17 protein-coding genes are annotated in these 18,750 nt (G+C 43.7%); 6 read left to right on the plus strand and 11 right to left on the minus strand.

Going from position 1 to position 18,750, the window contains the following annotated elements; translation table 11 throughout:
• Positions 1 to 245: 245 nt before the first annotated feature.
• Positions 246 to 1,376: an aspartate-semialdehyde dehydrogenase gene (gene asd, locus QQK21_RS07165; protein ID WP_284191515.1), complete on the plus strand. Its 1,131-nt coding sequence runs from the start codon at positions 246 to 248 to the stop codon at positions 1,374 to 1,376.
• Between the two features lie 57 nt (positions 1,377 to 1,433).
• Here asd and QQK21_RS07170 read toward each other — a convergent pair whose 3' ends face one another.
• Positions 1,434 to 2,270 (minus strand): ion transporter, encoded by an 837-nt coding sequence (locus QQK21_RS07170; RefSeq protein WP_284191516.1) that lies wholly within the window; start codon positions 2,268 to 2,270, stop codon positions 1,434 to 1,436.
• Between the two features lie 51 nt (positions 2,271 to 2,321).
• Complete coding sequence (locus tag QQK21_RS07175) at positions 2,322 to 2,960, minus strand: YchE family NAAT transporter (protein WP_284191517.1); 639 nt, start codon at positions 2,958 to 2,960, stop codon at positions 2,322 to 2,324.
• A gap of 581 nt (positions 2,961 to 3,541) precedes the next feature.
• Between QQK21_RS07175 and adhE the strand changes: the two genes are divergently transcribed.
• On the plus strand, positions 3,542 to 6,235 hold the full coding sequence (gene adhE, locus QQK21_RS07180; protein ID WP_284191518.1) for a bifunctional acetaldehyde-CoA/alcohol dehydrogenase: 2,694 nt from the start codon (positions 3,542 to 3,544) through the stop codon (positions 6,233 to 6,235).
• Between the two features lie 104 nt (positions 6,236 to 6,339).
• Here adhE and metG read toward each other — a convergent pair whose 3' ends face one another.
• The 5 genes from metG to minC form a co-directional block, all read right to left on the minus strand.
• Entirely contained in the window at positions 6,340 to 7,896 is a 1,557-nt protein-coding gene (gene metG / locus QQK21_RS07185; protein WP_284191519.1) for a methionine--tRNA ligase, read from the minus strand.
• Positions 7,897 to 8,254: 358 nt separating this feature from the next.
• The gene (locus QQK21_RS07190; RefSeq protein WP_284191520.1) at positions 8,255 to 9,310 is read right to left on the minus strand and encodes a hypothetical protein; all 1,056 of its coding nucleotides are present in this window, start codon (positions 9,308 to 9,310) and stop codon (positions 8,255 to 8,257) included.
• A gap of 360 nt (positions 9,311 to 9,670) precedes the next feature.
• A complete protein-coding gene (gene minE / locus QQK21_RS07195; RefSeq protein WP_284191521.1) occupies positions 9,671 to 9,934 on the minus strand; it encodes a cell division topological specificity factor MinE in 264 nt (87 codons plus the stop codon).
• Entirely contained in the window at positions 9,935 to 10,747 is an 813-nt protein-coding gene (gene minD, locus QQK21_RS07200) for a septum site-determining protein MinD (RefSeq protein ID WP_284191522.1), read from the minus strand.
• A gap of 18 nt (positions 10,748 to 10,765) precedes the next feature.
• Positions 10,766 to 11,428 carry a septum site-determining protein MinC gene (gene minC / locus QQK21_RS07205; protein ID WP_284191523.1) on the minus strand — a complete coding sequence of 221 codons (663 nt, stop codon included), beginning with the start codon at positions 11,426 to 11,428 and terminating at the stop codon, positions 10,766 to 10,768.
• A gap of 161 nt (positions 11,429 to 11,589) precedes the next feature.
• Between minC and QQK21_RS07210 the strand changes: the two genes are divergently transcribed.
• Both QQK21_RS07210 and QQK21_RS07215 read left to right on the plus strand, forming a co-directional pair.
• Positions 11,590 to 11,871, plus strand: a complete 282-nt coding sequence (locus tag QQK21_RS07210; RefSeq protein ID WP_284191524.1) for a YcgL domain-containing protein — start codon at positions 11,590 to 11,592, stop codon at positions 11,869 to 11,871.
• Between the two features lie 61 nt (positions 11,872 to 11,932).
• On the plus strand, positions 11,933 to 12,904 hold the full coding sequence (locus QQK21_RS07215) for a lytic murein transglycosylase (RefSeq protein WP_284191525.1): 972 nt from the start codon (positions 11,933 to 11,935) through the stop codon (positions 12,902 to 12,904).
• 67 nt (positions 12,905 to 12,971) lie between these two features.
• Here the strand turns inward: QQK21_RS07215 and QQK21_RS07220 are convergent, their stop codons facing one another.
• Positions 12,972 to 13,220, minus strand: a complete 249-nt coding sequence (locus QQK21_RS07220; RefSeq protein WP_284191526.1) for a YkgJ family cysteine cluster protein — start codon at positions 13,218 to 13,220, stop codon at positions 12,972 to 12,974.
• Positions 13,221 to 13,481: 261 nt separating this feature from the next.
• On the opposite strand from QQK21_RS07220, the gene QQK21_RS07225 reads away from it, so the two are divergent.
• A complete protein-coding gene (locus QQK21_RS07225) occupies positions 13,482 to 13,874 on the plus strand; it encodes a DUF2850 domain-containing protein (RefSeq protein ID WP_284191527.1) in 393 nt (130 codons plus the stop codon).
• Between the two features lie 111 nt (positions 13,875 to 13,985).
• Positions 13,986 to 14,426 (plus strand): YcgN family cysteine cluster protein, encoded by a 441-nt coding sequence (locus QQK21_RS07230; RefSeq protein ID WP_284191528.1) that lies wholly within the window; start codon positions 13,986 to 13,988, stop codon positions 14,424 to 14,426.
• 107 nt (positions 14,427 to 14,533) lie between these two features.
• Here QQK21_RS07230 and QQK21_RS07235 read toward each other — a convergent pair whose 3' ends face one another.
• Genes QQK21_RS07235 through QQK21_RS07245 form a run of 3 tightly spaced genes read right to left on the minus strand, consistent with a single transcriptional unit; the run spans position 14,534 to position 18,744 of the window.
• A complete protein-coding gene (locus tag QQK21_RS07235; protein WP_284191529.1) occupies positions 14,534 to 15,736 on the minus strand; it encodes a type III PLP-dependent enzyme in 1,203 nt (400 codons plus the stop codon).
• Complete coding sequence (locus tag QQK21_RS07240; RefSeq protein WP_284191530.1) at positions 15,729 to 17,576, minus strand: IucA/IucC family protein; 1,848 nt, start codon at positions 17,574 to 17,576, stop codon at positions 15,729 to 15,731. The genes QQK21_RS07235 and QQK21_RS07240 overlap by 8 nt, the downstream gene beginning before the upstream one ends.
• Positions 17,548 to 18,744, minus strand: coding sequence for an MFS transporter (locus QQK21_RS07245; protein WP_284191531.1), 1,197 nt, complete (start codon positions 18,742 to 18,744; stop codon positions 17,548 to 17,550). The genes QQK21_RS07240 and QQK21_RS07245 overlap by 29 nt, the downstream gene beginning before the upstream one ends.
• Between the last annotated feature and the right edge of the window lie 6 nt (positions 18,745 to 18,750).

Consider the following 18,750-nt stretch of genomic DNA (forward strand, 5'->3'; position numbering starts at 1 on the left):
CGTTATTATTTTTATTATTAATTGTAAGTGAATTGTTTTCATTGGGTTGTGGTTTTGTTGGTTTTGATGTAAATCTTCATCGCTTATGTCCAAAGCTTGAACTAGGCTATGTGGTTTTTAGCCCAGAAACTTACAAAGTCAGAAAAATAAACAGAAATAGATCAAATTTCGCTTGAGATTTTGCTTGGAAAATTGAAATATTGACTCGTTCCCCAAATTTAATTTTACACACGGAGAGTTGAGAAATGAGAGTAGGTTTAGTCGGCTGGCGAGGCATGGTTGGTTCAGTACTTATGCAGCGCATGGTAGAAGAAAACGATTTTGACCATATTGAGCCGGTATTTTACAGCACATCTCAAGTTGGCATTCCAGCTCCTGTGTTTTCCGATCGCCAAATCGGAGGAGAAGCTGGGTTATTGCAAGATGCTTACGATATTGAAAGTTTGAAGCAGCTTGATGCTGTTGTGACATGTCAAGGTGGCAGTTATACAGAGAAAGTGTATCCTGAGCTACGCAAAGCGGGTTGGAAAGGATATTGGATTGATGCTGCGTCAACATTACGTATGGCATCGGACTCAATCATTACTTTAGATCCAGTGAATCATACCCAGATCCAGCAAGGGATTCACCAAGGTACGACTACCTTTGTTGGTGGTAACTGCACCGTAAGCCTTATGCTTATGGGCTTAGGTGGTTTGTTTGAAAAAGGCTTGGTTGAGTGGGCGAGTGCTATGACTTATCAAGCGGCTTCTGGTGCTGGCGCTCAGAACATGCGTGAGCTTATTTCGCAAATGGGTGTGATTAATGACTCAGTGAGTTCTGAACTGGCGAATCCTTCGAGCTCCATTCTTGATATTGATAAGCGAGTAGCGGATATCATGCGTTGTGACTCTTTCCCAACCGATAAGTTTGGTGTGCCACTTGCGGGTTCTCTTATCCCTTGGATTGATGTTAAGCGTGATAACGGTCAAAGCAAAGAAGAATGGAAAGCAGGCGTTGAAGCGAATAAAATTTTGGGCTTTCAAGATTCTCCAGTGCCTATTGATGGAACATGCGTTCGCATAGGAGCCATGCGTTGCCACTCACAGGCACTGGCTATCAAGTTAAAGCAAAACGTGCCTATGGATGAAATTGAGGAAATGATTGCTACTCATAACGATTGGGTTAAAGTCATTCCAAATGAGCGTGATATTACCGCTCAAGAGCTGACCCCAGCAAAAGTCACAGGTACGTTGTCTATCCCTGTCGGTCGATTACGCAAGATGGCGATGGGAGATGATTTCCTTAACGCGTTCACCGTGGGTGATCAGTTACTATGGGGAGCGGCAGAGCCTCTACGCCGGACACTGCGTATTATTTTGGCGGAGAAAGCTTAATCAGCTAATAACTGTTTACTAGGAGGGCTGGCGCAATGTCAGCCCTTTTCTTTTGCACTATGCTTTGACAATTCGCTTGTCGGGATCAGCCAGCTCACTGCCGCAGTGCTTGCAATGCATGGCATCGGAATCATGTCCTGCACGATTACAGTTGGGACATTTAACCAACTCTTTATGCGCATTCATTTCTTTGTTCAATTCTGCTGTGATAATGCCGGTGGGTACAGCAAGAATTGAGTAGCCCAATAGCATGGTAAGTGAGGCTAGCGCTTTTCCTAAATGAGTTTGAGGCACGATATCGCCATAGCCAACCGTCGTAATAGTGACGATGGCCCAGTAAATACTTTTTGGGATACTGGTAAAGCCATTATTTGGTCCTTCAATGACAAAAATGAGCGAGCCAAAAATAGTCACAAGTATTCCGACTGTGCTGAAAAAGATCAGTATTTTTCTGCGAGCCATAAGTAGTGAGCGCAATAAAATATTTGAATCTTGTAGATAGCGTACCAGCTTTAACACCCTGAAGATTCGCATTACCCGCAGCAAGCGAATAACACCCATAAAGGATGCACCAGGGAAGAAAAAGGCGAGGTAAGTGGGCAAAATGGCTAAGAGATCAATCACTCCGTAAAAGCTTTTTGCGTAGGCGATTGGTTTGGGCGAACAATATAGCCTCAGTAAGTACTCGATACTAAACAAAGCGGTAAAGGCATACTCTAGATATCGCAATTCAGTTTTCCACTGCATGGCAATACTTGGTACTGACTCAAGTACCAGCACCGCAAGAGATGACAAAATGGCAATGATAAGAGCAATATCAAAGGCACGCCCAGCTTTGGTGTGCGTGCCGAAGATAATGATATACAAATAGTGTTTTAAAGCGTGGCGTGGCATGAGAGAACTACCTTTTAATCAGTAGTGCCAATCATACCTGTATCAGTATTCTTAAGCCAATCCGGGAAATAAGTTTCTCAGTCCATTGGCGATAAATTCAATGCCTAATGCACCAAGTATTAAACCCATGATACGGGTGATGACGTTAATGCCAGTTTGCCCCAAAAAACGCACGATCAGTGGGGCAGAGCGAAACAGCAGCCAAGAGCAAAAACAAAATAAACCCACAGTAATACTGATACCAACAGTGTCAATCGCCGTCGGGTATCGAGCACCGTAAACAATAGTAGAGCTTATGGCACCAGGTCCTGCCATAAGCGGCATGGCTAGAGGTACGACACCTATCTGCTCGCGGCTTACATATTCTGATTTTTCCTGCTTGTTTTGCTTATCTTCACCCAATTTACCACTCATCATTGAAAACGCGATGCTAAGCAAAAGCAAACCACCAGCAACACGAAATGAATCCAATGAAATACTAAACATATCCAGCAGAAGTTGGCCTGCCAAGAGCGAAATAATCAATATAATAGCGACGGCCAGATTCGCTGTGGTGGCTGTTTTGTGTTTTTCTTCTGCAGTCATATGACCAGTGAGAGAAACAAAAACGGGCATGATGCCGACTGGGTTGACTGCGGCAACTAAGCCAAGAAAGAACTGTAAAAAAATCGCGAATTCGAATGTTTGCATTACGGGTGCCTAAACAAAAGAAAAGTTAACTGACTGTAACATGCGGAATATAGTTGAAATTGAACGGAGTCACGAGTGAAAAAAGCTAATTATTGGCAAAAATATCGACTTGGCTACTTCTAAGGCAGGTTGTATGTTAACCGATTTATATGATTATTAACATTTGGTCATTGACGTTCACAATTTGTGCTAGTCTACAGATTTATAGCATGAGACAAATGTGTTCATGTAACACGTCATTTATGGTGTGCATGTAACTAACATTTTTCGAACTGAAATTTATTTACAGCTTTTTGATGAAATAGCAGCTGCATGACATAAGTTGTAAATGTTTTGTGCAGTTTGGTGAATGAGTTAAGCCATAGTAAATATGTGGCTTTTTGGTTGTTTGGCGTTTCTTTTGCTGCCAGCCATCAAATAGTTCTACCTAACTGATCTGGGTCAATTTTTTTCACTGACTGAAATAATATAATCAGTCGTGAAAGCTATTTACTAAAGAAGCTGACAGATAGACACACTATGAGGTCGCTAAGTTTTGTTAATAAAGAGTTTTTACAATTTGTTAATTTAGGAGATTCCCTATGCCTGTCACTAATATGGCTGAACTTGATGCAATGGTTGCGCGTGTTAAAAAAGCGCAGCAAGAGTTCGCAACATACACTCAGGAGCAAGTCGATAAGATTTTTCGTGCTGCCTCTCTCGCCGCAAACCAAGCACGTATCCCGCTGGCTCAGCAAGCGGTTGAAGAGTCTGGTATGGGTATCGTTGAAGATAAAGTAATAAAAAACCACTTTGCCTCTGAGTTTATCTACAACAAGTACAAAGACGAAAAAACCTGTGGCATCCTTGAACAAGATGACAATCTTGGCACTATGACCATTGCTGAACCTGTTGGGATTATCTGTGGTATTGTGCCGACAACAAACCCAACGTCAACGGCAATATTCAAGTCTCTTATTTCTCTTAAAACTCGCAACGGCATCATCTTCTCGCCTCACCCAAGAGCGAAGAACTCAACCAATGATGCGGCTAAACTCGTTCTAGAGGCAGCGGTAGCAGCAGGTGCACCGAAAGACATTATCGGCTGGATTGATCAGCCATCTGTTGAGCTTTCTAATGCTCTTATGAAGCACGATGATATTGCTCTTATTCTTGCAACAGGTGGCCCAGGCATGGTGAAAGCAGCCTACTCGTCTGGTAAACCTGCAATCGGCGTAGGTGCAGGTAATGTTCCTGTTGTTATCGATGAAACTGCTGATATTAAACGTGCCGTTGCATCAATCTTGATGTCCAAAACATTTGATAACGGCGTTGTTTGTGCTTCAGAGCAAGCTGCCATCGTCGTTGATGAAGTTTATGATGAAGTGAAAGCACGTTTTACTTCTCACAAAGCGTACGTTCTTTCTAAGGCTGAAGCAGAGAAAGTTCGTGGCGTTCTTCTTATCGAAGGTGCGTTGAATGCTAAAATAGTGGGCCAGCCTGCGCCAGCAATCGCGGAAATGGCAGGCGTTTCTGTGCCAGCTGATACCAAAGTACTTGTTGGTGAAGGCCTTGGTAAAGTGTCATACGATGATGCTTTTGCTCATGAGAAGCTCTCGCCAACGTTAGGCCTATTCCGTGCGGATAACTTTGAAGATGCTGTCGCTCAAGCGGTAACCATGGTAGAAATTGGTGGTATCGGTCATACCTCTGGTCTATATACTAACCAAGATACCAATGCAGATCGTATTCGTTATTTTGGTGACAAGCTTAAAACGGCGCGTATTTTGATCAACATCCCGACCACTCACGGCGGTATCGGTGATTTGTACAACTTTAATGTTGCCCCTTCTCTAACTCTTGGTTGTGGTTCTTGGGGTGGTAACTCTATTTCAGAGAATGTCGGTCCTAAACACCTAATCAACAAGAAAACTGTAGCCAAGCGAGCTGAAAACATGTTGTGGCATAAACTACCTAAGTCTATCTACTTCCGTCGTGGTAGCCTTCCTATTGCTTTGAGTGATTTAGAAGGTAAAAAACGCGCTTTCCTAGTCACAGACCGTTTCCTATTTAACAACGGTTACGCGGATGATGTTGTGAGCTTATTAAAAGCGCAAGGCATGGAAGTACAAACATTCTTTGATGTAGAAGCAGACCCTACGCTTTCTGTGGTTGAAAAAGGCGCTGAAGCAATGAAGAGCTTCCAACCTGACACCATTATCGCACTCGGTGGCGGCTCGCCAATGGATGCGGCGAAGATCATGTGGGTAATGTATGAACACCCAGATACACACTTCGAAGAACTTGCCATGCGCTTTATGGACATTCGTAAGCGTATCTACAAGTTCCCTAAAATGGGTCAAAAAGCCGAGCTTGTTTGTATCACGACAACGTCTGGCACAGGTTCAGAAGTGACACCATTTGCGGTGGTCACTGACGATAAAACAGGTGCTAAGTACCCATTAGCAGATTACGAAATTACGCCAAACATGGCGATCGTAGATGCTAACTTAGTGATGAACATGCCTAAATCACTGACTGCGTTTGGTGGCTATGATGCAGTGACTCACGCTTTGGAAGCTTATGTGTCAGTTCTTGCCAACGAATATTCAGATGGTCAAGCGCTGCAAGCTCTTAAGATGCTCAAAGAATATCTACCATCAAGCTATGCAAATGGTGCCAATGACCCGATTGCTCGTGAGAAAGTACACAATGCTGCAACCATTGCAGGTATCGCTTTTGCGAATGCTTTCCTTGGTGTTTGTCACTCAATGGCGCACAAAATTGGTGCTGAGTTCCACTTACCACATGGTTTGGCTAACGCATTGCTGATTTCTAACGTGGTCCGTTACAACGCCAATGATAACCCAACCAAGCAAACCGCTTTCTCTCAATACGACCGACCACAAGCTCGTCGCCGTTATGCAGAGGTAGCCGATCACCTAGGACTAAGCCAAGAGGGCGATCGCACGGCTCAGAAGATTGAGCGTTTACTGGCTTGGCTGGATGAGCTAAAAGTGAATTTGGACATCCCAATGTCTATTCAGGCAGCAGGGGTAGCTGAAGCAGACTTTGTGGCTAAACTGGACGAGCTTGCGGTTGAAGCATTTGATGACCAATGTACTGGTGCGAACCCTCGTTACCCATTGATCAGTGAGCTTAAAGCGGTACTGCTGGATTCTTACTATGGTAAAGCGTTTGTAGAAGGTGAAACCTTCGAAGGCACGACCGTAATTAAGAAAAAAGCCGATCAAAAGGCAGCGCCTAAAGCCAAAAAAAGCAAAACTAACGCATAAGTAGGTATGGGTTATGAGATATGAGATAGGTTTTCGCTAGCACGAACCAACCTAACTATCGGGAAAAACCAAGCCCCAGATGAAAGTCTGGGGCTTTTTATCGTCTATATCTTTTGCCAGTGACTATTAGCAGAAAGTGCCACTGCATCTTTTAAGATCAAAGCATGATGCTCAAAGAGAGATGATGAGGGGGTACCTTTTTCTTCGATGATGGTCTGACAAAGTGCGGGTGTGATGGGCGAGAGTAACCAAACAAGCTCACGAACAAGATTACTCACCACTAGGCAGGTTTGTTTCGCTTTGACTTCGGGTTGCTCTTTGTTCACCAGCCACGGTGCTCTTTGGTGGAAGAAACCATTTAGCTCGGCCAGTGCTGAATTTATCACTTTGGCCACGCGGTTAAGATCACGAGTTTGATACGCGTTAATAGTGTTCTCAAGCATTGGAATAACCTTGTTGATGCAAGCAAGGCTCTCTTGATCAAGCAGAGAAATTTCAGCGAGTTTGATTTCGCCAGCAAAGTTCTTGGTGATCAGTGTGTGGTTGCGTTTGACGAGATTGGCGAGGTTATTGAGCAGATCGGCATTAATGGTTTGGGCAAACTCATCGAGGACTAAATTGCCGTCTCGATGCAGCGGCTTGTGACGTACAAGTGCGTAACGCAGCCCATCGCAAGTCAGTTTCTCAGAAAAGACGCTGGGATTCACCGTGGTGTCAGGATTGGACTTAGATATTTTCTCGCCGCCAATGGTCCACCAGCCATGTACTATCAGTTTTTGTGGTAATGGGATATCCAAAGCCAATAAAAATGCAGGCCAGTATACCGCATGAAACAGGAGGATATCTTTACCGATTACGTGTTGTGTATGGGTAAGAGTATGCGTACTGCCACCACAGTTCTGTATTGCGCTAAGGTAACTAAACAGCGCATCAATCCAAACATATACCGTATGGTTTGGATTACTTGGTACTTGGATGCCCCACTTGTTATTAATCCGAGACACAGACAAATCGTCGAGTGGTGCTGACTTTAGTTGCTCGATTAAGCTTTGCTGATAATGAGCAGGCTCAATACAGCCATGGTTCGATTGGTAGTATTCAATCAGTGCTTCACGATATTTCTCGAGGCGAAATAGGTAGGTTTCCTCCTGACTGAAAATTACTTTGCGCTTATGGACTGGGCAGCATGCGCCATCGAGCAGGTCTTTTTCAGGATAAAACTGTTCGCACGCAATGCAATAGTGTCCAGAATAGTGCCCAAGATAGATATCTCCTTGCTGCTCGAGCCGCTGCCAAATATGTTGGATGTTTAATTTGTGCTGGGTATCTGTGGTGCGGATAAAAGTATCAGGTTCAATTGCAAGCTTTGGCCATAACACTTGAAAACTTTGTGAAAGGGTATCGACAAAATCTTGCGCTGGGAGATTATTTGACAGAGCTGCTGAGGCAATTTTTTGGCCATGTTCGTCAGTGCCTGTGATGAGTTGGCAGCCGATATCCGTCTGTGAAAGGCGCTCATATCGACAAAAAATATCAGCGATAATGCTAGTGTAGGCGTGACCTAAGTGTGGCTCTCCGTTGGCGTAAAATATCGGGGTCGTAATAAACTCTATTTTTGATGATTTAGATAAATTTAGCTTAAAACTATGGTTGGTATTCATTGGCCTATCTCCTTGTTTTTCAATACTAAGGTTGAAAAGAGAGGCCAGATATCACTTGGTTTTACCACCTTCCCAACCGTGTATTAGGGAATGGTGATGCAGTGATTGATAAATTTAGAACACGCAGACCATCCCTCGCAGCATTCGCTGTGAAGGCATGTTCATCATCATGCTTGTGGTAAAAGCATGGGAAGTGGCTGGAGTAGTTTTTGTGTTCATGGCTCTAAGCTAACAGACTTGTTAACGGTGGGCAATCTTTGGTTGTTTTTTGTTAAAGAAAGCCCTTACTTTGACTTTAGCAGTGAAGGTAAGGGCTTTTTATTTCAAATTGTAAAATGAGATTTAATCTGAATCATTACTACGCATTAAGGAGTGCTTCCAGTTCTGATTCTACTTGCTTTATCTTAGACTCAACCAGTCTTGCTTCACGATCCGCGTTTTTATAACCAGAATTTTCGCAATCAGCTTTCTCTCTTTTGAGCTGAGCAATGTGATTTGATAACTCTGTTATTTTTTGTGCTCTAGATGCTGTTGTCCCTCGAGTTGCAATACTTGTTCCGCGAGATCTTTGCTGCTGTTTTGACAGCGCGCTAAGCTGTTGGTTTACTAACTTTAATTCCTTTTCATACATTTTTGCTGCGCGCTCACCACGAAAATCGGTATTATCACGACAAGCATCAATCTTGCTTTGAAGTTGACGTTGTTTGCCCAGCAATTTATCCAATGGGGATGCTTGAGCTTGGTCGCTTTGATTAGCTTTAGAATGGGTGGTCGATCCTTTGGTTACTTGCTTTTTAGGTGCGATCGGTGCGCGCTCGTCAAACGTCACTTCCTTTACATCGCCAAACCTCACTTTCTTTGGTTTTGAATCATTTTGGGGTAGTGGAATACTGTCCCACTGCTCGTTTATAGCTTTTAGGTGTTCATTTCTAACAGAGTCTAACTGTTGCTCTAGATCATCTAATTTGTCTAAACTTGTTTCAAGCTTATGTTCTAAAGTACCTAAATGTTTTTCAATTGCATTGGTTAACCCTTTGGAGGTAGCAGACTCCTCTTTGGCGCTTGTTAGTTTGCTTAATCTAGTCGCGGCTTCTTGACGTTCAGACTTGATTCTAGTTTTGTCAATATTAAACAGTCTCTTTAACTTGCTACTCGATTTACCATACTTGAACTGGCCATTTTTAAAACGAACTATACTGTTATCACCATGTTTTTCGGAGATGCTCTTGAGATCTTTTAACCATGAGAAAGTGCTCTTTTTTTCATTCTTCAATGTGTCATATTGACTGAATGCCTTTTGTTCAATATTTTTGATTTGTTCGGAAAGAGACCTTTTGGCCTCATTTAGGTCGGTTTTATTTATTCCTTCGTTGGACAAACTAGGGGCTTTGTGAATGGTATTACCTACGGGCACAGTTTTATACTCCAATTCTATATAGTGAAAAATCATGTTGTGTGTTGTGTGATTAGCAAGGTACTTCAAGCTCTAACGTTAAAGATTAAATTATCACTTTCGCTTAAATCTGAACCAGAGAAAAAAGGTGAAAAGTGAATACGTTTTCGGGGACTTTTTATAGAACAGCTAGTTAGGTGGAAGTAGAGTTCGATTTGCCTTGTTCATGCTTGAAAAGAGGCACAAGCTTAAAAGAAGGCATTAACTATCTCGAGGTTTGGTAAGTTATTTTGCGACTAGTATTATTTGGTACTTTTCTGAATGAGTGTTTTAGCCCAAAAGACCAAACAAAGGGTTAGCAGAAAATGCTAACCCTTATGACTATTTCTCATCATCTGGGAGCTTGACGTTAAGCTCTAAGACGGAAATATCGTCATCTTTGTGTTCAAAAGATAAGTCGACCATGGATGGGTCAACGGCAACGTACTTTGCAATGACTTTTAGAATGTCTTCTTTAAGTTGCGGCAGGTAGGATGGCGCAGGATCGCTTTGGCTGCGACGCTCTGCGACAATGATTTGCAAGCGCTCTTTGGCTAAATTGGCAGAGGTTTTCTTTTGTGGTCGGAAAAATTCAAGTAATGACATTTAGCCTCCGAATAGTCGCTTGAAGATACCTTTCTTCTGCTCAGTTAAAAAGCGGAAGTCGACTTGAGAACCTAATAGGCGCTCTACAGTATCATCATAGGCCATTCCTGCGTCTGTCTCATTGTCAAAAATCACAGGTACACCTTTATTTGAGGCATTAAGCACCGCTTGGCTTTCTGGAATTACCCCAAGCAGAGAAATATGCAGAATTTCTTCTACGTCTTCGACACTCAACATTTCACCTTGTGTAACCCGAGCTGGATTATAGCGAGTCAGCAGTAGGTGCTGTCTTACAGGCTCTAGCCCTTCTTCTGCGCGGCGAGATTTAGAATCAAGAATACCGAGAATTCGGTCTGAGTCTCTTACTGATGAGACTTCAGGATTGGTGGTGACAATCGCTTCATCGGCAAAGTAGAGCGCCATCAAAGCGCCTTGCTCTATACCCGCAGGAGAGTCACAAATGATAAAATCAAAGCCCATTTCATCGAGCTCATCAAGTATGCGCCGAACCCCTTCTTTGGTTAAAGCATCTTTATCACGTGTTTGGGATGCCGGTAAGATAAACAAATTATCAGTACGTTTATCTTTGATGAGCGCTTGATTAAGAGTGGCCTCACCATTGATGACATTGACAAAGTCATACACCACGCGGCGCTCACAGCCCATAATTAAATCAAGATTTCGAAGGCCAATATCAAAGTCGATAACAGCGGTTTTTTTACCTTTCAGGGCAAGGCCTGAAGCAATTGCAGCGCTTGATGTAGTTTTGCCTACACCACCTTTACCTGATGTGACAACAATAATGCGAGCCATTATTTGTTCCTTATTTTCTTAAACTGTCAACGACTCGAATTTAAGCGAGCCATTCTCTAAACTGAACATAACTTTTTTCTGCCAATAATCTGCTGAAAATTGCTCGGTAAGCCAATAATGTCCAGCAATTGACATTAATTCGGCATTGAGTTTTTCACAGATGATGACGGCACCAGTGTTACCACTCGCGCCTGCAATTGCGCGGCCGCGCAATGTGCCATGAATATATATTGACCCATCTGCGATGACTTCCGCCCCTTCGCTGACATGGTTTAGTACGACTAAGTCGCTATCTTTTGCGTATATTTGCTGGCCCGAACGTACGGGTGTACGGACGATTTTGGTTGGTGCCATAGTCACAGGTGCTTGAGATGGTGACTTGCTGGCAGACATAATGGCGAAGTCAGCTTGTGACGCGAAGTTTTGGGTACGTTTGTCTCTACAGCCTGTCACGCCGACCGGAATCATGCCTGCTTGAGCGATACCATGTTTGAGACGTGGGAAATCAATGTCACCAGTCACTTTTGAAATATTGATGACAATAGGAGCATGGGCAAAGAAAGCCGGCGCTTGCTCAACTTTATCACTAAGAAACTGAATTGTGTTTTCAACATGGTTATCAGAAAGGTGCAAAACTGATAAAGTAAAGCTACTTCCTTTCAGATCAGGTGAATTCGACATCTTGTTTGGGAACCTCGTAAGGGCGTTGCCTGAGACTAGGGGTATCATGTTATATTCCCGCAATAAGCACAGCAAGATCTCTTGTGCCCAATTGAGTGTTTTGCTCTCAAAATTAGCGAAACATTGACGTAATATTAATTCAGATAGACAAAAGGCTGTCCATGCTTTGTGCAATTTACAAAAGTAGTAAAAAAGAAGGCGCATACTTATATATTCCAAAGAAAGGTGATTTTTCACAAGTCCCTGACACATTGATGCAAATGTTTGGCAAACCTATCATGGTAATGATGGTGAATTTGGATGGCCGAAAGTTGGCTCAAGTTGATATAGATAAAGTGCTTCAATCGTTAAAAGAGGATGGCTTTTTTCTTCAATTACCGCCACCACCAAAGGATCTGTTGCAAGAATACAAACAACAAAAAGCACGCCAGCAACCAGACTAACTTCTCTCAACTATAATAGGGAAGTTGCCTGAATATCATAATGTTGCTCAAGGAGGGCAATGTGAAAAAATTATTGTCAGTCATACTAGGTGCGACGATTGCAAGCTCTGTTTGGGCCAATGATCAGAGTTTTGAGCAATATGTCGAAGGGTTAAAAAACGAGGCACGTAGCAAAGGCATCTCTGAGCAGACAATCGATGCCGCCTTTGCCAATGTGACCTATAAACCAAGAGCGGTCACTGCCGATCGCAATCAGCCGGAAAAGCGGCTGACCTTGGATGAATATATCCCCAAAGCGGTACCTGATTGGAAAGTTAAGCAGGCAAAAGAACTCTATACAAAGCACAAGAAAGCCCTTGAAAAGGTCGGTGAACAATATGGTGTGCAGCCGCGTTTCATCGTGGCACTTTGGGGTATAGAGAGTAACTTTGGTACTTTCACTGGCAACTACAGTGTTATTGATGCGTTATCGACGATGGCGTATGACGGTCGTCGTGAAGAGTTTTTCCGAAAGGAAACGATGGCCGCACTGACCATTTTGGATGAAGGGCACATCAAGCCAGAAAACATGAAAGGTTCTTGGGCGGGTGCAATGGGGCAGTGCCAGTTTATGCCAAGTTCATTTCTTTCCTTTGCGGCTGATGGTAGCGGCGATGGAAAAAAAGACATTTGGGATAATGAAGCGGATGTGTTTGCCTCTGCGGCCAATTACTTAAGTCAATCAGGGTGGACAAATGAGCACACTTGGGGCCGTCAAGTTAAGTTACCCAAAGGTTTTGATACTAGTATTCAAGGGCGTGGTGAGGAAAAAGGTAAGTATCTACAGGAGTGGAGTCGACTGGGAATCACTCGCTATGATGGACGTCCACTGCCTAAGTTAGATAAAGATATAAAGGCTTGGTTGATTGCACCAGATGATGCGAATGGGCGTGTTTATTTGGTTTACAATAACTACAACGTATTGATGAAATGGAATCGGTCATATTACTTTGCTTTAGCGGTAAGCCATCTCGCCGATAGAATTGTTCTTTAACTGTAAACATCAGAGCGCTTAAGTGCTCTATTGTTCGTCGCCTGAGCCGTTTTAAATAAACGGCTGTTTAGGTAAGCGCTTCAAGTTGGGTTATGTTGTCAATCGCTTCTTGATTCGTTGAGCCACAGACAACAGGACACGGCTTAAAGTCATGACAAACTTTTGGGCGTTCTGGACGACCGAATAAGCTGCATAAGTTGTCTTTATTCAGTTGAATGCAGCGAGCCCCAGCGGGTTTGCCATTGGGCATACCCGGTATAGGAGAAGAAATGCTTGGAGCGATACAACAAGCTCCACAGCCCAGTCTGCAATCCATATCCGATGTCCTCGATAAATTGAGACCGCGATTCTAGCAACATTTATCTGCGAAAGCATCTTTAGGTGTTTAAATCACTCTTTCCACATTTAATTTTTTAGCCAGCTCGCCGCCTAGTAATACTAAGAAAAATGGCCAATATTAGCCAATACAAAGACAAATAGTAATATATTTGTTAGTTATGCAATTGTTCCACTAAACTTATCGATTAGGGGAACGTGTCAAGCGTTTGAATTAAGCAAAAATCGGGACTGTAGTACGATGAGTAGTGGAAGCAGTTTTTGGACAAAGCCTTTAGGTATTGCTGTTATCGCTTTAGGCTTGTGCGGTGTGATCATGATTGGTATTGGAGTACATTCCGTAATTGATCATGAAAACAAACTTGCTCGTAAAGAATTGTTAGGTACATGGCGAGAAGCCAATGTCGCCAGTTATTCTGCCAACCGACTTAAGGTATCTAACGATGGTGTATATTGGAACGGTGACCTTATCAGTACTCATTTTACGTTCGATGGTGCAACGCTAAAATTCGAGCATGGCAACAAGAAACAAGAATACTATCTTGACCGCTTGAAAGGTACCCTTGTTCATCTTAATGGTGAGTATAAGGCCCAGTTTTTAAAGCAGGGGTATCATGGCAAAAATGGCCAATAAATCACCCAGCATAGCGAGTCAGATGCCATGAGATTTTAGATCTTCTCACTTGCACTTTTCCAGCCATAGCGGTATAAAGCCCTCCCTTTGTCCAATATCTAAATAATGTTTATGAGCCTGCCATTTTGGGAAAGTAAATCTCTCGAACAAATGACCGAACAAGAGTGGGAAGCACTTTGTGACGGTTGCGGTAAGTGTTGCCTACATAAACTCATGGATGAAGACACAGAAGAAATCTATTACACCAATGTGGCTTGTAGTTGGCTAAACAGTAAAACGTGTTCGTGTAAAGATTACCCCAACCGTTTTTCATCAGGTGAAGAGTGCACTAAGCTGACTCGTGATGATATCGATGATTTTACTTGGTTGCCCCACACCTGCGCCTACCGCCTGCTAGCAGAAAAACAGCCTCTTCCAGAGTGGCATCCACTGATTACTGGCTCAAAATCCGCCATGCACGCTGCCGGAGAAAGCGTGCGCAACAAGGTGGTTTATGAAATTGAAGTAGTCAATTGGGAGGACCATATTTTAAACCATCCCAATAGGGACTAGGTGTAGCAAGGTGTACAAAAATATATTCAGGCGGTGATAAACATGAGTTTATCACCGCCTTTTTTGTCCTGTGTCTGCCTATCTGTTTTGAGTGTATCCACTCAAATTTAGAAATAATGGAACACGGGAGGTTCGTGCATTAAAAAGTTTTGGTGGGAGATGTTCCAAGCGTAAGCGCCCGCCAAAGTGAACACCACATAATCTCCGATGTCTATGTGCTCTATGACTTGATTGCGCGCGAGGACATCTTTAGGTGTACACAGCTGACCGACCAAAGTCGCTGTTGTGTGGCCGATTGGGTTTGAAATCGCTGGGCGCTGCTGATTATGCAAAACCACAAATGGGTGGTCATGGCTTTGGGCTGCGGGGGTGCGAAAATGGTGGGTACCGCCGCGTGCAATGACAAAGTTTTCACCAAGGTTTTGCTTAATATCCAGCACTTCCATTACATAGTAGCCACAAGGCGCTGAGATATAACGCCCGCATTCAAAACGTAACAGCCATGTTTGCATCTGCTCTTTGGCAATCAAAAACTCCAACTTGTCGCAGAACTCTTCCCATGGAAAATGCTGTTGAGTGTCTTGATAGTCTATTCCCATTCCGCCACCGAGATTGATGGTGAGTTCATCGAGTGAGTATTTCTGCTTCCATCTTTTTACAACTTGAAAATATCGCTCAACTAACGCTAAGTGCCGGCTGACATCCAACTGATGCGACATCAAGTGGAAGTGAAAACCTTTTAATTGGATTGATGGATAATCACGCAACAACATGATGGCATTATCTAGCTCGGCCTCGTCTAGACCAAATGGCGTTGGTTTACCTCCCATGGCCAATTTGCTGAGCGTGATATCGCCAATGTCGATGTTCATGCGTAGAAAAATAGACGCGCTTCGGCTTAGTTTTTGAGTCAAGGCACCAATACGTTGCAATTCGGTGATGCTTTCCACATGAATTGCATCCACATCCAGTTCGATCGCTTGTTTTAGTTCTCTTGGCATTTTGCCTGGACCGCCAAAGATCAGAGGCTTATTGAGTTGTTGCTGATGAAGGTGATGTAGCTCACCGCCTGACGCCGCTTCAAACCCGTCAACGTAAGGGGCCAGAGTACGTAATATAGGTTCAGAAGGATTCGCTTTGGCCGCATAAAACAACTCCACGTTTTTGGGCAGTACGTGGCGCATCCCCTTGATGCGATTTTCAAGTGCGTTGAGGTCATAAAGATAAGCGCACAGTGGTTGGTCTTGCTGCTCGGCTAAGTACTCTATCTCGTGCTTAATGTGTGAAGGAAGTTGCAACGAATTAATCATGGCTTTCACCTTTGTTTTGAGTCGTCCATGGGGCTAACACTTGGGTATAGCTCGACTCTTTGTCCGCGTTTTGCATCAATCGAGTAGTAAAATTGTTTTTACTTGGGAAATATCCACCATCAAGCAGTGATTCTAACTCCGGCTGTTTGCCGTTGATTGACTGCCAACTCATGATGGCGTCTCTCAATATACTCCACAACGCTTGCTCAAGTTTTGAGTTACCTTCAGCAATAAAGAATACCGCCTCACTGATGTTGTTGATAAAGGTACAATAACCAATGCGATTCCACCCTTGCTCACGGCTGTAGTAAACCGATTGTAGAGCACGCTCAGATAATTGGTTTAAGGCGTCAGTTGGCCAAAACTCAGCCAGCAGTTTTGTGCCTTCTAAGTCACGAATCCAAACACAGCACGGCATGCCTTTGTCAAAGCCAATCAGTGTATTTTGTAAGTGCGGTTCAAATGCCACACCGTGTTTAAAGTAATAATTAAACACGCCCGGAATTAAGCAGTGCAAGTAGCGTCCGAACCACAACATTGCGACATCCTCATACTGGCTTTGGTTTTCCTTTGCTTTTTGTGTCAACTCAGTGGCGATGCAACTATTACCATCTCGGTCGTAGGCAAAAAGGGCTCCAGCCAACGTCGGCTGCAAGATGTCAATTTCGCATTGAGAGAAGTTTTCACGATACAAAATCCCGAATGATTCGCGAGCTTTTATCACGTTGGAATGTTGAGGCTCTGCGAGGGACTCTAGATTCAAGGTCGTAGCGTAAGGTTCAGTCATGACTTTAAACACAGGATTACGTAGTTGCTCACTCTGTTTTATTGGGCGCAGAATTGAGGTTAGTTGAACCGCACTGTCGAGCTCATACCAAGCATTTTTGCGCACGCAATTAGTTAAGCGTACGTTGATGGAAAATTTGGCAAACCAGTCCATATCAGGATGGTAAAGCGTTCGCACCGAAGACGTTGGCAGGAGCTTTTCACCGCCTAAACCCAGAGGAGTGATTTTACCTTGTTCAATCGCATGTTTCACGACGGGATTTTGTAAAATAGTATAACTTTCCCAAGGGTGGCATGGATAAAGGACCCTAGACTGAGAATGACTGTTTTGCGGAGCGAGTTTTTCGAGCATAGCTTGTGGCGTTTTTTGGTTATCAGAGTGCAATACATCAACTAGCGCTCGATCGACTTCAAACCAGTATAGGGGGACTTTTGCACCCACTTCAGGAGAACACGCGAGTAAATCATCGATGCTGACACCAGAGCGGCTCTTTGGGGTTGGGTGGAAAGAATGTCCCCAAATCAATGATTGCTCTGAGGCGATAAAGGGATTGTGATGTTGGTAGGTAGGCTCCGAGTTGAGGAATTGTTCAGTAATTAACAAACTGTTTTCCATTTGATCAATTAACTCATGATTAAATGGAATGACTAATACTTGCTTTAGGTACTGCAGCAGTATAGTCAGAGTTTGGGTGGCGTCCAATTTAGACCATCCTGCACCTGAAGTTTTTGACCAAGGTCTGTCAGACAGTTTTACCTTGCCTAATTGGCTTATATACTCCACGGGTAGTACCAGTAGATCGCCTTCATTCAGGCAGATCGCTACGAGCTGACTTGGGCCATAGTTTCTTTTCAAGGTCTGTGGAAGCGTGGCTGAACTAAAGCCCCATTTTACCTGTTTATTGGGTATGGCGTATTCACGCAGATAGCAATTTACTACGCTCATAATGGTATTAAGCTGGGCTTTTTCGTGATTGAGCTGAGTTCTTTTATGGCCAAATAAACCTATATTCTGTGTTACGTTCTCAGTGGGGGATGAATGTATGTTTAACATGTTGACGTCCAAATTTTGCATGGAAGAGCAGCGCTATTGCAGTACAAGCGCTGACCAGACTAGAAAGTAAGAAAAGAACCTCAAGCCAACCCAAGCTCGAGACAAAAGAAGCACATAACCCGGCTGCCACGCCACCCCATTTAGACATAGCATCAAAGCGTGAGAATATCTTACCGCTTTGCTGCCTATCGATTTGGTCTGCTAACGCTTGGTGTAACCCTTGATAACAACAGACCATACCCAGTCCAAATAGAATACGAGCGATGATCAACACCTCTTGGTAAGGCATAAGGTGCATCAGAGTACCTAGCGAGAGCAGACCAAAACCAAGTAGCAAGGTATTGAGTTTATGATGACGATTGAGCCATTCAGAGAAACTCTGTGCTTTGCCAGTAAAAACTAAATAGACACCATGTGGAAGAGCGTACAGAAAGCCAACCCATGCTTGATTGGTCACCCCAAATTTTTGCACGAAAGGCGAGAAATAGGGGAAGGTCACGACCATTGCAAACGCAAAGCAAAACTGAGCAACGAACACCCAAGACAGAGAGCGTAACGAAGCGCTTTTGTTGTCGTGTTGTTGAGCTTTGTCTTGGCCTTGGGCATTAGGCTTAGCGATAATGTCTGCCGGCAATGTCAACGTGATCACCATGGCAATCAAAGGCAGAACTGATAGCCAAAGATACGCACTGAGCGGGCTAGTTTCCGACAAACTCCACCCCAGCCCAATAGGTGCGATGATCAGTGCCAAGCGAGCCGAGAGCTGAGTCTTATTTAGAGAGGCTCCGAGAGTTTTTGCATCTTTAATCTGGCTGGACAAATAGCTATTAGAAGCCGCCATTGTGCCGCCAAAGGTTCCTTGAACAATAAGACCAAACACAAACATGGCTAGATTGTCTGCTAAGCCACATAACGCAAAACCTGCTGCGAGCCCAAGTTGAGCCCGTAACAGTGAGCGTCGCCTGCCATATTTGTCGGCAAACTGTCCCCAAAATCGCGCCGCCAAGGCGGTACAAAAGGTAGGCAGAATAAACAGAGCGCCTGCCCAGTTTGCGTCAATGTGCGCACCAAGTGTGGGTAATACCATTGGCAAGAACAAAGGCATCCCTAATGCTGAAAATGCCGCAATAAAGTGACAAAGCAGCACGCAATATATGAGTTTGGTCATGATGGA

This window comes from Vibrio zhanjiangensis, assembly GCF_030161235.1.
In the GTDB taxonomy this organism is placed as follows: Bacteria; Pseudomonadota; Gammaproteobacteria; order Enterobacterales; family Vibrionaceae; genus Vibrio; species Vibrio zhanjiangensis.